This is a genomic window from Stutzerimonas stutzeri, assembly GCF_024448955.1.
GTDB classification, from domain to species: Bacteria; Pseudomonadota; Gammaproteobacteria; order Pseudomonadales; family Pseudomonadaceae; genus Stutzerimonas; species Stutzerimonas stutzeri_AQ.
Window position 1 is genome coordinate 51,774 of sequence record NZ_JAMOIH010000003.1, and the last position, 12,999, is coordinate 64,772.

The window sequence follows — 12,999 nt, forward strand, 5'->3', positions numbered from 1 at the left end:
TCCAGTGTGAGGGCGCGCTAGCCGGCTTATCCTTGCGCGCGGCACCATTGTGCCGGATCGCTTGGGCGACCCTGTTGACGAATGGCGAAATACAGTGCGGCAGATTCCTGCCCGCCACTGGTACCTACGGTGGCGATCGGATCGCCGGCCTTGACGATTTCTCCGGCGTCGCGCAACAGGCTCTGATTATGGCCGTACAGGGTCAGATAGCCATTGCCGTGGTCCAGAATCACCAGCAGGCCCGCGCCGCGCAGCCAATCGGCAAATACCACTCGGCCGCCATGCACGGCGCGCACTTGGCTGCCCAGACCTGCGCCGATCAGCACGCCGTCCCACTTGGTTCGAGCGTCGCCGCCGCGTGGAGTGCCGTAGCGAGCGACCAATCTTCCGTCCACCGGCCAAGGCAACTTGCCCTTGGCGCTGGCGAAGGGCCCGCCAAAATTGCCGCCGGCACTCGAAACGGTGGGGCCGGTTGCTGCCGGAGCAGCGCTACCGGCCTGCTGACGTCGTGATTGTTCCTCGCGAGCCAGTGCAAGGGCACGCTGACGTGCCTGCTCGGCTTCACGTGCCTGGCGCGCCAGGGTTTCCTCGATGGTCTTGAGTACACGCTCGAGCTGCGCCTGCTCCTGTTTACGGGCCTTGAGCTTTTGATCACGGCTGGAATAGTCGCGGTCGAGTTTGGCCAGCGCCAGCTGACGCTCCTTGCTCACTTCAGCGAGTTGGGCGCGTCGTTCCTTTAGTCCATCCTGCTGCTCGGCCAGGGTTGCCTGCTGCGCCTCGATGCCGGCTTCGACGTTGGCCAGCTGGCTGAGCGTTTCGTTGAAATTGGCGACCTGCTCGAAACGAGCTTTGCTGAGGTAGTCGTAATACGTCAGGGTGCGGCTGAATTTTTCCGGGTTCTGTTGGTTGAGCAGGAGCTTCAGGTATTCCTGACGACCGCTCTGATACGCCGCGCGTGCCTGAATGCCAATCAGGCGCTGCTGCTCGATACGAGCGCCTTCAAGGGTGGTCTTCTCTTCGTTGAGCCGTTCCAGCTCCGCTTCGCTGCGGTCGATTTCCTGTTGCAGTGAATCGACCTGCTTTTCCAGCTGGCCCATCTCGCTTTCAGTTGTTTGCAGCTGCTTCTGGACAGTAGATTTCTCCTGCTCGATCTGCTTGAGCAGCTTTTGCAGTTCGGCTACGTCTTGGCGGGCCGCTTCGATCTGTTTGCGAGCGTCGGCGCGCTCGTCCGCCATGGCAGAGCCGAGCAGGCAAAAAAGCGCGAATGCGAGAAAAATACGAGGCATGAGAGGGTGTAACCGAGCGATCGACGACCGCCGTAGTATGCCTAAAAAAACAGCCGGAAGCTTGAAGCCTAAGCTGGAAGCAAGAGCTTGGCTTCCAGCTTCCAGTCCTTCAGTCTTTCAGTTCGACGATCGAGCGCCCGGTCATCTCCGTCGGCACTGGCAGGCCCAGCAGCGTCAGCATGGTCGGGGCCACATCGGCGAGCACGCCGCCTTCGCGGATCGTCAGGTTCCGCTTGCCGTAATAAATGAACGGCACCGGTTCGCAGGTATGGGCGGTGTGAGCCTGGCCGGTCATGGCGTCTTCCATCTGCTCGACGTTGCCGTGATCGGCGGTGATCAGCGCCTCGCCGCCCACCTTGTCCAGCGCTTCGACGATGCGTCCGATGCACTTGTCCAGACATTCGACGGCCTTCACCGCGGCATCGAACACGCCGGTATGGCCGACCATGTCGCCGTTGGCGTAGTTGACGATGATCACGTCGTGACGCTGGTTCTCGATGGCATCGACGATGCGATCGGTCACCTCAGGTGCGCTCATTTCCGGCTGCAGGTCATAGGTGGCGACCTGTGGCGAGGGAATGAGAATGCGCTCTTCGCCGGCAAAGGGCTCTTCGCGGCCGCCAGAGAAGAAGAACGTGACGTGCGCGTATTTCTCGGTCTCGGCGATGCGCAGCTGGGTCTTGCCGTTGTTCGCCAGGTATTCACCCAGCACATTGGTCAGCGCTTCCGGTGCGAAGGCAGCCGGCGCGGGAATGCTTGCGGCGTACTGGGTGAGCATGACGAAACCGGCTAGTTGCGGGGCTCGGGCACGCTGGAACTCGTTGAAGCCGGGCTCGACGAAGCAGCGGGTCAGTTCGCGCGCACGGTCGGCGCGGAAGTTCATGAACACCACGGCATCGCCATCTTCCACGCGAACCGGCTCGCCAATACCCGTGGCTTTGACAAACTCGTCGCTTTCGCCGCGCTCGTAGGCGGCGATCAGGCCATCCACTGCGAAGTCAGAGCGATAAGCCGCGGCGCCATCGACGATCAGGTTGTAGGCCTGCTCGACGCGATCCCAGCGGTTGTCCCGATCCATGGCGAAATAGCGGCCGATCAGGCTGGCGATGCGGCCCCTGCCCAGGCGAGTGAAAGTGGCTTGCAACAGCTCGATCGAGTGCTGCGCGCTTTTTGGCGGGGTGTCGCGACCGTCGAGGAAGGCATGTAGGTAGATCTTCTCGGCGCCGCGCTTGGCCGCCAGCTCGGCCATGGCGACCAGATGATCCTGATGGCTATGGACGCCGCCGTCGGAGAGCAGGCCGAGGATATGCACCGCTTTGCCAGCTGCCACAGCCTTGTCCACAGCGGCGCAGATGTTCGGGTTCTCGAAGAAATCGCCGTCGCGGATGGATTTGGTCACGCGTGTGAAGTCCTGGTACACCACGCGGCCCGCGCCCAGATTCATATGGCCGACCTCGGAATTTCCCATCTGGCCGTCCGGAAGACCGACGTCCATGCCGCTGCCGGAGATCAATCCGTGCGGCTGGGTCGCGCGCAAGCGGTCATAGACGGGCTTGTTGGCGGCATGAATAGCGTTGAATTCCGGGCTGTCGCTATGTCCGAAGCCATCGAGAATCATCAATACGAGAGGTTTGGGCGCGGCGGGCATCTACTTGGCTCCTTGTACGAGGGCGCAAAAATGGTGGCCAGTCTACTGATTGGCCGGCTTATGGTCACGATTGGCAGGCCGTTAAAGGATCACTGCGCTCGGCTATGCAGCGTTGAGCGAGCTCTAAAAGCTCATTGCGACGCTGCGCGTTTTGACTCTTTGCTCGCTAAAGCCCGCCCTACGGGCCAGCCGGGAGCTGTCATTCAATGGTCGTTTCGCCCGGTCTAGCCACCGATTGCGACATTTTCCAGCGGTTTGCAGCAGGGTTCAGCCTGGGAGAGGGGCTGTGTATACTGGCCCGCATTTTATCCTCCGGGTACCCTTTTGATGGTCGCTAACCTGATTGAATTTGTCTCTAACCACTATGTTCTGGTCAGTATCTTTCTGGTGCTGCTGGTTCTCTTAGCCGTCACCGAAGCGCGTAAAGGCGGCAAAAGTCTGAGCAATCGCGAGCTGACCGCTCTGGTCAACCGCGACGAAGGCGTGGTGTTGGACGTGCGCGCTAAGAAGGAGTTCGACGCCGGTCACATCGTCGATTCATTGAACATTCCCTACGAGAAGCTGGTCAGCCGAGTAGGCGAGCTGGAAAAGCACAAGGCCAAGACGATCGTCGTCGTCGATGCCATGGGTCAGCACGCCGGAACGGCCTGCCGCGAGCTGCAGAAGGCAGGCTTCACTGCCGCCAAGCTGTCCGGAGGGATTTCCGGCTGGCGCGGCGAGAATCTGCCAGTGGTCAAGTAACTATGCCTAAAGTCGTCATCTATACCACCGCCTGGTGCCCGTTCTGCATTCGAGCCAAGGGTCTGCTCGATCGCAAGGGTGTCAGTTACGAGGAAATTGCCGTCGACGGCAAACCCGCATTGCGCTCGGAAATGGCAAGCAAGGCCGGACGTACCTCTGTACCGCAAATATGGATAGGCGATGCGCACGTCGGCGGCTGCGATGAGCTGCACGCACTGGAGCGGGCAGGGCGGCTGGATGCGATGCTGCAGGCATGACTCCATTCCAGACCTGCCGGACGGCCGACAAGCACTAATGCTGGCAGGACGATCACCAACACATGGACAACAAGAAGGTTTCACATGACTGAACAAGCGAACAACGGCGCGGCTGCTGGTCAGGAAGAGCAGGGGGCGCAGTTTTCCCTGCAGCGGATCTATGTCCGTGACCTCTCCTTCGAGGCGCCCAAAAGCCCGGAAATCTTCCGTCAGGAGTGGAATCCGAGCGTTGCGCTGGATCTGAACACCAAGCAGAAATCGCTCGAAAACGACTTCCATGAAGTTGTGCTGACGCTGTCAGTGACCGTCAAGACTGGTGAGGAAGTGGCCTTCATCGCCGAGGTACAGCAGGCCGGCATCTTCCTGATCAAGGGCCTCGAAGCCCAAGCGATGAGCCATACCCTCGGCGCGTTCTGCCCGAACATCCTGTTCCCTTATGCCCGTGAAGCGCTGGACAGCCTGGTTACGCGTGGCTCGTTCCCGGCTCTGATGTTGGCACCGGTGAACTTCGACGCGCTCTACGCTCAGGAAATGGCTCGCATGCAACAGGGCGGCGACGCTCCGGTTACCGCTCATTAAATAGCGGCAGGTTGCGAGAAGCTGGAAGCGAAGCTTGATGGCCGTCCGGCCCAGCACACGCTTCCAGCTTCCAGCTTCCAGCTTCCAGCTTCCAGCTTCGCTTAGCGCACCTTCACGACCAGTTTGCCCACAGCTCGGCGCTGGGCCAGCGTATTAATCGCTTCGGCAGTCTGTTCGAGCGCAAAAGTCTGCGAGACCAGGGGTTTGAGCTTGCCTTCGGCGTGCCAGGCAAACAGCTGACGGAAATTGGCGGCGTTGTCATGCGGCTGGCGCTGCGCAAAGCTGCCCCAGAAGACTCCGATCAGCGAAGCGCCCTTGAGCAGCGGCAAGTTCGCAGGTAACGACGGAATATCCCCAGCAGCGAAGCCAACCACCAACATGCGACCATTCCAGCCGATGCTGCGGAAAGCCTCTTCGAACAGCTTGCCGCCTACCGGATCGTAGATAACGTCCACACCTTGACCGCCGGTGAGCTCTTTCAGACGATCCTTGAGGCTGGTCTCGGTGTAATTGATCAGCTCGTCAGCGCCTGCATTCTTTGCGATCTCGAGTTTCTCGGCAGTGGAAGCGGCGGCGATAACCTTCGCGCCCATGGCCTTGCCTATCTCCACAGCCGCCAATCCGACGCCGCCCGATGCGCCCAGTACCAGAAGCGTCTCGCCGGGTTGCAGGTTGGCCCGCTGAGTCAACGCATGCATCGAGGTGCCGTAGGTCATGCTGAACGCTGCCGCCGTCTCGAAATCCATCGCTGGAGGAATCGGCAATACGTTGTTGCCAGGCACAGCAACCTGCTCGGCGAAACTGCCCCAGCCCGTCAGGCCCATGACGCGGTCACCGACTTTCAGGTGGGTGACCTTCTCGCCGACGGCGGCGACAACACCTGCGGCCTCGCCACCTGGGGAGAACGGAAACGGCGGCTTGAACTGATATTTGCCTTCGATCATCAGCGTGTCCGGAAAGTTGACGCCGGCGGCATGCACGTCGAGCAGCACCTCGCCCTTCTTGATCTGCGGGCTAGCGGCTTCTTCGATGACGAGGTTTTCGGCCGGGCCGAATTCTTTGCACAGGACAGCTTTCATCGGGTTTCCTTTTATCGTTTGGGATGAGCGTGGCCGTTTCTGGATAGGAGCAGTCTAGAAGTCTGCACGTGCCGTGCAATGAGCATGGTCCGCCCTGATGGCAATACATAAGGCCAGGCTTGGGTCTGTGCCGGGCAATGGTTATGCTGACGGCGTATCCCTTGGAGTTGTCCTCGTGACGCGCATTCTTTCTATATTTCTCACTCTTTGCATGGCGCTGCCGGCGCTTGCAGAAACATCCGAAGCCGACGCCGATTCAGCAGCGGTGAAAACCATTTACTACGCACTGGTGCCCGCACTGGTGGGCAACTACGGTTCCGATGGCCGGTTGAAGTATTACAAGGCTGATATTGCCTTGCGCGTCAGTGGCGCCGAGGCGGAAGCCAAGGTCAAGCATCACGAGCCGCTGATCCGCAACCAGTTGGTGACGCTGTTTTCACAGCAGACCGATGCCAGCCTTTCGACGGTCGAGTCCAAGGAGGCCCTACGGCAGGAAGCGCTCAAGCAGGTGCAGGCGGTCCTCACGCAGGAAGAGGGCAAGCCGCTAGTGGACGACCTGCTGTTCAATAACCTGATCGTCCAATAGCGCGGAGCAAGGAGCGCCGTCTGGCTCAGCGCATCGCCAGGATGGCGTGCCACTCGCTCTCGCTGACGGGCATCACCGAGAGCCGACTACCCTTCTGCACCAGCGGCATTTGCGCAAGCGCCAGTACAGTCTTCAGTCGAGGCAGTGTAAGCGTGGCTGCGAAACATTCGACGAAGCCGACATCGACTGCGCTCCAGGGGTTCTTCGCCTCATTGGCTTTGGCGTCGAAGTAAGGGCTTTGCGCGTCGAGCGCGGTCGGGTCTGGGTAGGCCGCGCGCGTGATGCTGCCGATACCAGCGATGCCTGGCGTTGCGCAGCTCGAGTGATAGAAGAAGAAGCAGTCACCTTCGACCATCTGACGCAGAAAGTTCCGGGCCTGGTAATTGCGGACACCATCCCAGCGCCCCGTACCTAGTTGCTGCAGATCTTGAATTGAAAACTCATCGGGTTCGGACTTCATCAGCCAGTACGGCATGGTCTTTGCTCACGTCAATTTCGTTCGGAAGGGTTCTTGACGCCATTCCCCGACAACCGGTCGCAGGGCTGTTTGCGCTGCGCCGGGGCTTGACGGAGAATGCCGCGCTTGAGATGGGCATTGTCGAGTCTGGAAAACGAAAACGATACTGACTCGACGGCAACTGTTCGCCTGGCAGGGGGAGGCGAAATACTATGAAACGCAAACCAGATATTCTTTGGGTCCTGGTGCTGATTTTCGGTCTCGGCGTCGTAACTACGGGCTATACCCAGGGATTATGGGAACGACCGGATGATAGTTCTTCGATGGTGCCGATCAGTCACTCGCAGCAGCTCCAGCGCTGATTCGGTGAGCCGCATGGACGCGGCCGTTACCTCAGTTTGAATGCCTTCCGTTTCACTTCGCGTACCAGCCCTGGTCTGTCACCGTCGCTTGCAGCGGCACATCCCAGCTAGCAAGGGGAAGTCGATCGACTTTCTGGCATTCATGGGCGAGACCCAATAGCGTCGGTTTGTGACCATTTTTGCGCCTGCTGCGATATGCCAGGCTGCGATCGTAAAAACCGCCCCCCATCCCCAGGCGACCGCCGTGCTCGTCGAACCCCACCAATGGCATCAGAACCAGATCGAGCGTCCAGATCAGCCGCTGCCGTGCGGGCCGAAAAGCCGGCTCGGCGATACCGAAACGGTTCGGCTTCAGATGCTCGTTCGGCATGATGCGTTGAAAGGCCATGCGGGTGCGGGGCCAGGCGTTCAATACAGGCAAATAAGTCGCTTTGCCGCGGCGTTGCGCTTCCAGCAAAAGTGCACGCGGGTCGATTTCGCCGTCGTTGGGCAGATAAAGCGCGACGTGGCGGGCGCGACGAAACAGCGGATGCTGGGCCAGTTGCCTATAGAGATTTTTGGCAGCTTGGCGTTGTTGAATGGGGGAGAGCTGACGGCGTGCTTGCCGCAGTTGGCGTCGCAGCGTCGGACGCGAAAGGCCGGTGGCTACGATCATGAAATAAGGCTCCCCAGCATGCCGCTGCCCGCGTAGGCCCTTGAACCCGAGAGTTCAAGGTGGCGACTACAGAGTACCTTAAGGCTTTCCGTCAGGCGGACATGCACACCGGCACTACGTGTAGCCTCCATGGTGTTGCTTATCGGGAGAGGGTCATCGCCGACTGGCGAACATGCCAGGGAGTTGCCGGGATTATAACTCAATCTGCCTGCCGTTCATCGGTTACCGGAAGGGTTTGGATCGGCGGCCAATGCGCTGTCGACCCGCTCCAGCAAAACACGCACATGCTCACGCGCACTATTGGCTTCCGCATCAAGGCGATCGTGTTTGTGTAGCAGCTCATGTGTGATGTTGAGCGCAGCCATCACGGCGACGCGGTCCGCGCCGATGACTTTGCCGCTGCTACGGATTTCGCGCATCTTGCGGTCCAGGTAATGGGCGGCGCCTTCGAGATTGCTGCGTTCTTCGGGTGGGCAGGAAATGCAATATTCCTTGTCCATGATGTGCACGGTAACGGTGTTCGGCTGGGTCATGAGTCCTGCTCCAGGGCTTTCAGGCGCGAAATCATCGCTTCGACCTTCACCCGCGCCATTTCGTTCTTCTCGATCAGATGAGCGCGCTCTTCGCGCCATGTCTGCTCGCTGTGAAGCAGCAAGCGATTCTGCGCCTTGAGTTGCTCGATGTGCTGAATCAGCTGTTCCAACTTGGCGGTCAGCAATTTCAGGTCGGCGTCTTCCATGGGATTCCCGGGGTAAATGGCGCGAGCGGTGGGCAGTCCGGCTTCGATGGTCTTGGCTCGCGTGCCGATGCTAGGATACGAGGCCTTCATTCTAGACATTAGCGCCGCCGCGCGCCTAGCCGCCATGCCCATTCAGAACTCGCCGTACGCTGCTTTCGCCACTTTGCTGGCCAGCAGTGCTCAATCTGTCACACCTGCCGAACTACACGGCTTTCTGCTCGGGCGCAGCTGCGCCGGGGCTGGTTTCGATTCCGAATCCTGGCTTGCCGATGCCGCCGAGCTACTCGGCTCCGCTCCCGAAGAGTCGGTGCATCAGGCGCTCATCGGCCTGCAGGAAATGGTCAAGGGCGAGCTCGCCGGTGATGACATCGCCATCGTTTTGCTGTTGCCGTCGGACGATGCACCGCTCGCCGAGCGCGCGCTTGCCCTGGGCCAGTGGTGCCAGAGCTTCCTGGCCGGCTTCGGCCTGGTTGCCGGTGATCGCGCACTGAGCGGTGAGGCCATGGAAGTCCTGCAGGATCTGGCTGCCATCGCACAAATCCAGGATTCGCTGGACGAGTCCGAAGATGGTGAGAGCGATTACATGGAAGTCATGGAATATCTGCGCGTCGCGCCGTTGCTGTTGTTCACCGAGTGCGCCAAGCCAGTGCCGCCGGCACCCAAGCCTTCCCTGCATTGAGGACCGTCCGCCCATGACCCGCATCCCGAAATCGGAATACGCCCGCCGGCGCAAGGTGCTGATGGCGGAGATGGAACCCAACAGCATCGCCATCCTTCCGGCCGCGCCAATGTACATCCGCAACCGCGATGTCGAGCACATTTACCGTCAGGACAGCGACTTTCAGTACCTTTCCGGCTTTCCCGAGCCGGAAGCGGTGATTGCGCTGATTCCCGGACGCGAACATGGCGAATATGTGCTGTTTTGCCGTGAGCGCGACCCGGCTCGCGAGTTGTGGGACGGTTTGCGGGCCGGCCAGGATGGCGCCATTGCTGAATACGGCGCGGACGATGCCTTCCCCATCGGCGATATCGACGAAATTCTGCCGGGCCTGATCGAAGGCCGTTCACGCGTTTATTACGCCATCGGCAGCAACCAGGAATTCGATCACCGCTTGATGGAGTGGATCAATACCATCCGTTCCAAGGCCCGTCAGGGCGCGCAGCCGCCGAACGAGTTCGTCGCCCTCGATCATCTGCTACACGACTTGCGTCTGTACAAGTCAGCCAACGAAGTGAAGGTGATGAAGCACGCGGCGGAGATTTCCGCGCGCGCCCATATCCGCGCCATGCAGGCCTGTCGTGCTGGCCTCTACGAATACCATCTCGAAGCGGAGCTGGATTACGAATTCCGCAAGAGCGGGGCGAAAATGCCGGCGTACGGCTCGATCGTCGCGGCGGGGAAGAACGCCTGCATCCTGCATTACCGCGAAAATGATGCCGCGCTCAAGGATGGTGATCTGGTGCTGATCGACGCCGGCTGCGAAATCGATTGCTACGCCAGCGACATCACCCGGACCTTTCCGGTCAATGGCCGCTTCTCGCCCGAACAGAAGGTGATTTATGAACTGGTGCTGGCCGCCAACGAAGAAGCGTTCAAGCATATCGCGCCCGGCAAACACTGGAACGAAGCGCACGAGGCAACCGTTCAGGTCATCACTACCGGACTGGTCGAGTTGGGGCTGCTCGAAGGCGATATCGAGGAGCTGATCGCCGCAGAAGCCTATAAACCGTTTTACATGCATCGCGCCGGCCATTGGCTGGGCATGGACGTACACGATGTCGGCGATTACAAGGTCGGTGGCGAGTGGCGCGTGCTCGAGCCCGGCATGGCGATGACCGTCGAGCCTGGCATCTATATCGCCGCCGACAATCAGGACGTGGCGAAGAAATGGCGCGGCATTGGTGTGCGCATCGAAGATGATGTGGTGGTGACTCGCACTGGCTGTGAAATCCTCACCGGTGGCGTGCCTAAATCCGTCGCCGAGATCGAGCAATTGATGGCGGCTGCCGCCGAGGTCGCTTAGCCATGAGCGCGCTGGCGATCATTGGTGGCGGACTTGTCGGCGCCAGCCTGGCGTTGGCGCTGCAAAAAGGAGCGAAGACGCGCGGCTGGTCGATTGAACTGATCGAGCCGTTCGAGCCGGGCAGCGAATATCAGCCAAGCTACGATGCCCGCTCTACGGCGCTGTCCTACGGTACCCGGCTGATTTATCAGCGCCTTGGCGTCTGGGAGCAGATCGCCCAGCGTGCCGAACCCATTACCCAGATTCAGGTGTCCGACCGCGGCCGTGCAGGCGCTACCCGGCTGGACGCCAAGAAGGAGCAGGTGCCGGCGCTGGGCTATGTGGTGGAGAACGCCTGGATCGGACATTGCCTGTGGCAGGCGCTGGACGACGCGGTCGTGGTTCGCCGCTGTCCGGCCGAGGTCGATCGCATGCAGCCGGTGGAAGATGGTTTTCGCCTCAGTCTGACCGATGGCAAGCAGCTCGACTGCGATCTGGCGGTGCTGGCCGATGGCGGTCGTTCGGCGTTGCGCGAACAGCTCGGCATTGCGATCAAGCGGACCCCTTATGGCCAGACCGCGCTGATCGCCAACGTGACGCCGGGCAAACCTCACGGCGGACAGGCGTTTGAGCGCTTCACTGATGAAGGCCCGATGGCACTGTTGCCGCTGCAGGACAATCGCTGCGCGCTGGTCTGGACGCGTCCGGAACAGGATGCGGCGCGCCTGGTCGCGCTCCCTGAAGCGGAATTCCTTGGCGAACTGCAACAGGCGTTCGGCTATCGCCTGGGCGGCTTTCAGCAGGTTGGAGCGCGGCATCTCTACCCACTGGAATTGATCGAGGCCGAAGAGCAGGTTCGCTCCAGTTTGGTCGTATTAGGTAACGCCGCTCACAGCTTGCACCCGATCGCCGGGCAGGGTTACAACCTGTCGCTGCGAGACACCGAGGCGTTGGCCGCCGCGTTGTTAGGCGGTTCGGGGCGGCCCGGCGAACTGGCCGTGCTGCAGGCATACCATCGAAGGCAGCGTTCGGATCAATGGCTTACCGTGGGTTTTTCCGATCGGGTGACCCAGCTGTTCGCCGATTCGGGAAGCCTATCCGTTGTAGGGCGAAATCTTGGTCTGCTGGGGCTGGATTTTTTGCCGCCCGCCAAGACCTGGTTCGCGCGACAGGCCATGGGATTGGGCGTCCGCGAGCGCTGAGCATTGGCGAAAGCCGTCAGCGCCGGCAGGGCAAACCCTTCTGAATAAGCCGCAGCGATGCGCGTGAGAACCGGCAAGCAGACCCACTAGACATGCCGCAAGCCTCAGGCCCGGCGCGCAGGAGAGCAGTAATGCAAGCGGACATCATCATCGTTGGTGCCGGGATGGTCGGCAGCACCCTGGCGCTGGCGCTGCAAGACGCCGGTCTCACCATCAAGCTGGTCGATGCCGGTCCGCTGGACGTTCAGCCGTTCACTCCAACCGATCCCTTCGAGCCGCGTGTCAGTGCGCTGTCCGCCGCGAGCCAGCGGATTCTCGAGCGCGTTGGTGCCTGGCCGGGAATTGTCGAGCGCCGCGTCAGCCCCTACCGCGACATGCATGTCTGGGATGGCTCCGGTACTGGTCAGATCCACTTTTCCGCGGCGTCGGTGCATGCCGAGGTGCTCGGCCACATCGTCGAGAATCGCGTGGTCCAGGATGCGCTGCTGGATGCGCTTAGCGGCTGTGATTCGGTCGAACTGGTTTGCGCGCGTCTGGAGCAACTGCGTCAGACCGAAAGCGGCTGGGCCCTGACCCTCGACGACGGGCAGCAACTCAGCGCCGGCCTTGTGATTGCGGCCGATGGCGCCAATTCCGCAGTTCGCCGCCTGGCTGGCTGTGAAACCCGGGAATGGGATTACCTGCATCATGCCATCGTGACCAGCGTGCGCTGTGCCGAGCCGAACCAGCAGACCGCCTGGCAGCGCTTCACCGACGATGGCCCGCTGGCATTCCTGCCACTGCAGCGTGAAGGCGACGAGCATTGGTGCTCGATCGTCTGGTCGGTCACCGACGGCGAGGCGCAGCGCCTGATGGCGCTGGATGACGAAGGGTTCCGCCAGGCGCTCGGTCGGGCTTTCGAATACCGCCTGGGCGAAGTGTTGGAAGTCGATCCACGGTTGTGCATTCCGCTGCGTCAGCGGCACGCCAAGCGCTATGCACAGCCTGGTCTGGCATTGATCGGCGATGCCGCTCACACCATCCATCCGCTGGCGGGGCAGGGCGTGAATCTCGGCTTGCTCGATGCAGCGGTGCTGGCGGAGGTCCTGCTCGCGGCCATCGAACGCGGAGCGCCGCTGGGCGACCCGCGCGTGCTGGCCCGTTTCGAGCGGCGTCGGATGCCGCACAACTTGAGCATGATGGCGGCGATGGAGGGCTTCGAGCGACTTTTTCAGGCCGACAATCTGCCGCTGCGTTGGTTACGCAACGCCGGGTTGAAAGGCATTCAGGCGCTTCCTGAAGCCAAGGCCATATTCGTGCGTCAGGCCCTGGGCCTGAGCGGTGACCTGCCGGACCTGGCGCGATTGTGATCGACGACTCGCCTTGATCCAGGTGACTGCGCGAATTGTCGCGTTGAGAAAGTAAA

At 61.0% G+C, this 12,999-nt stretch carries 16 protein-coding genes and 1 other RNA gene; 9 read left to right on the top strand and 8 right to left on the bottom strand.

Translation table 11 applies throughout. The annotated features are described in order from the left end of the window. Positions 1 to 26: 26 nt before the first annotated feature. Together NA645_RS03730 and gpmI are read right to left on the bottom strand one after the other, a co-directional pair. Positions 27 to 1,286, bottom strand: coding sequence for a murein hydrolase activator EnvC family protein (locus tag NA645_RS03730; protein ID WP_256047593.1), 1,260 nt, complete (start codon positions 1,284 to 1,286; stop codon positions 27 to 29). A 109-nt stretch (positions 1,287 to 1,395) separates the two neighbouring features. Then, complete coding sequence (gpmI, locus tag NA645_RS03735; protein ID WP_256047594.1) at positions 1,396 to 2,934, bottom strand: 2,3-bisphosphoglycerate-independent phosphoglycerate mutase; 1,539 nt, start codon at positions 2,932 to 2,934, stop codon at positions 1,396 to 1,398. A gap of 327 nt (positions 2,935 to 3,261) precedes the next feature. Here gpmI and NA645_RS03740 point away from each other — a divergent pair, with 327 nt between their 5' ends. From NA645_RS03740 to secB, 3 genes are all read left to right on the top strand, one after another. After that, entirely contained in the window at positions 3,262 to 3,675 is a 414-nt protein-coding gene (locus tag NA645_RS03740) for a rhodanese-like domain-containing protein (protein WP_256047595.1), read from the top strand. 2 nt (positions 3,676 to 3,677) lie between these two features. Continuing rightward, positions 3,678 to 3,932 carry a glutaredoxin 3 gene (gene grxC / locus NA645_RS03745; protein ID WP_131651314.1) on the top strand — a complete coding sequence of 85 codons (255 nt, stop codon included), beginning with the start codon at positions 3,678 to 3,680 and terminating at the stop codon, positions 3,930 to 3,932. 84 nt (positions 3,933 to 4,016) lie between these two features. Continuing rightward, complete coding sequence (gene secB, locus NA645_RS03750) at positions 4,017 to 4,511, top strand: protein-export chaperone SecB (protein ID WP_131651315.1); 495 nt, start codon at positions 4,017 to 4,019, stop codon at positions 4,509 to 4,511. Between the two features lie 101 nt (positions 4,512 to 4,612). Here secB and NA645_RS03755 read toward each other — a convergent pair whose 3' ends face one another. Further along, positions 4,613 to 5,590: an NADPH:quinone oxidoreductase family protein gene (locus NA645_RS03755; protein ID WP_256047596.1), complete on the bottom strand. Its 978-nt coding sequence runs from the start codon at positions 5,588 to 5,590 to the stop codon at positions 4,613 to 4,615. A gap of 211 nt (positions 5,591 to 5,801) precedes the next feature. On the opposite strand from NA645_RS03755, the gene NA645_RS03760 reads away from it, so the two are divergent. Beyond that, positions 5,802 to 6,176 (top strand): flagellar basal body-associated protein FliL, encoded by a 375-nt coding sequence (locus NA645_RS03760; protein WP_272889570.1) that lies wholly within the window; start codon positions 5,802 to 5,804, stop codon positions 6,174 to 6,176. A gap of 25 nt (positions 6,177 to 6,201) precedes the next feature. Here the strand turns inward: NA645_RS03760 and NA645_RS03765 are convergent, their stop codons facing one another. Continuing rightward, positions 6,202 to 6,651: an EVE domain-containing protein gene (locus NA645_RS03765; RefSeq protein WP_256047598.1), complete on the bottom strand. Its 450-nt coding sequence runs from the start codon at positions 6,649 to 6,651 to the stop codon at positions 6,202 to 6,204. Positions 6,652 to 6,845: 194 nt separating this feature from the next. On the opposite strand from NA645_RS03765, the gene NA645_RS03770 reads away from it, so the two are divergent. Next, the gene (locus tag NA645_RS03770) at positions 6,846 to 6,995 is read left to right on the top strand and encodes a hypothetical protein (RefSeq protein WP_165914258.1); all 150 of its coding nucleotides are present in this window, start codon (positions 6,846 to 6,848) and stop codon (positions 6,993 to 6,995) included. A gap of 52 nt (positions 6,996 to 7,047) precedes the next feature. On the opposite strand, the gene NA645_RS03775 is transcribed toward NA645_RS03770, so the two are convergent. The 4 genes from NA645_RS03775 to NA645_RS03790 all read right to left on the bottom strand — a co-directional run bounded on the left by NA645_RS03775 (position 7,048) and on the right by NA645_RS03790 (position 8,389). After that, positions 7,048 to 7,650 (bottom strand): 5-formyltetrahydrofolate cyclo-ligase, encoded by a 603-nt coding sequence (locus tag NA645_RS03775; RefSeq protein WP_256047599.1) that lies wholly within the window; start codon positions 7,648 to 7,650, stop codon positions 7,048 to 7,050. A gap of 6 nt (positions 7,651 to 7,656) precedes the next feature. After that, a non-coding RNA gene (ssrS, locus tag NA645_RS03780) (6S RNA) lies at positions 7,657 to 7,835 on the bottom strand. Positions 7,836 to 7,865: 30 nt separating this feature from the next. Continuing rightward, positions 7,866 to 8,183, bottom strand: a complete 318-nt coding sequence (locus NA645_RS03785) for a cell division protein ZapA (protein WP_131651320.1) — start codon at positions 8,181 to 8,183, stop codon at positions 7,866 to 7,868. After that, positions 8,180 to 8,389, bottom strand: coding sequence for a TIGR02449 family protein (locus NA645_RS03790; protein WP_131651321.1), 210 nt, complete (start codon positions 8,387 to 8,389; stop codon positions 8,180 to 8,182). Before NA645_RS03790 ends, NA645_RS03785 begins: the two co-directional genes overlap by 4 nt. A 124-nt stretch (positions 8,390 to 8,513) precedes the next feature. Between NA645_RS03790 and NA645_RS03795 the strand changes: the two genes are divergently transcribed. From NA645_RS03795 to NA645_RS03810, 4 genes are all read left to right on the top strand, one after another. After that, entirely contained in the window at positions 8,514 to 9,068 is a 555-nt protein-coding gene (locus tag NA645_RS03795; protein ID WP_256047600.1) for a YecA family protein, read from the top strand. Between the two features lie 13 nt (positions 9,069 to 9,081). Continuing rightward, positions 9,082 to 10,413 carry a Xaa-Pro aminopeptidase gene (gene pepP / locus NA645_RS03800; protein ID WP_256047601.1) on the top strand — a complete coding sequence of 444 codons (1,332 nt, stop codon included), beginning with the start codon at positions 9,082 to 9,084 and terminating at the stop codon, positions 10,411 to 10,413. A gap of 2 nt (positions 10,414 to 10,415) precedes the next feature. Next, positions 10,416 to 11,594 carry a 2-octaprenyl-6-methoxyphenyl hydroxylase gene (ubiH, locus tag NA645_RS03805; RefSeq protein ID WP_256047602.1) on the top strand — a complete coding sequence of 393 codons (1,179 nt, stop codon included), beginning with the start codon at positions 10,416 to 10,418 and terminating at the stop codon, positions 11,592 to 11,594. 131 nt (positions 11,595 to 11,725) lie between these two features. Further along, positions 11,726 to 12,943, top strand: a complete 1,218-nt coding sequence (locus tag NA645_RS03810; RefSeq protein ID WP_256047603.1) for a 2-octaprenyl-3-methyl-6-methoxy-1,4-benzoquinol hydroxylase — start codon at positions 11,726 to 11,728, stop codon at positions 12,941 to 12,943. Positions 12,944 to 12,999 lie beyond the last annotated feature (56 nt).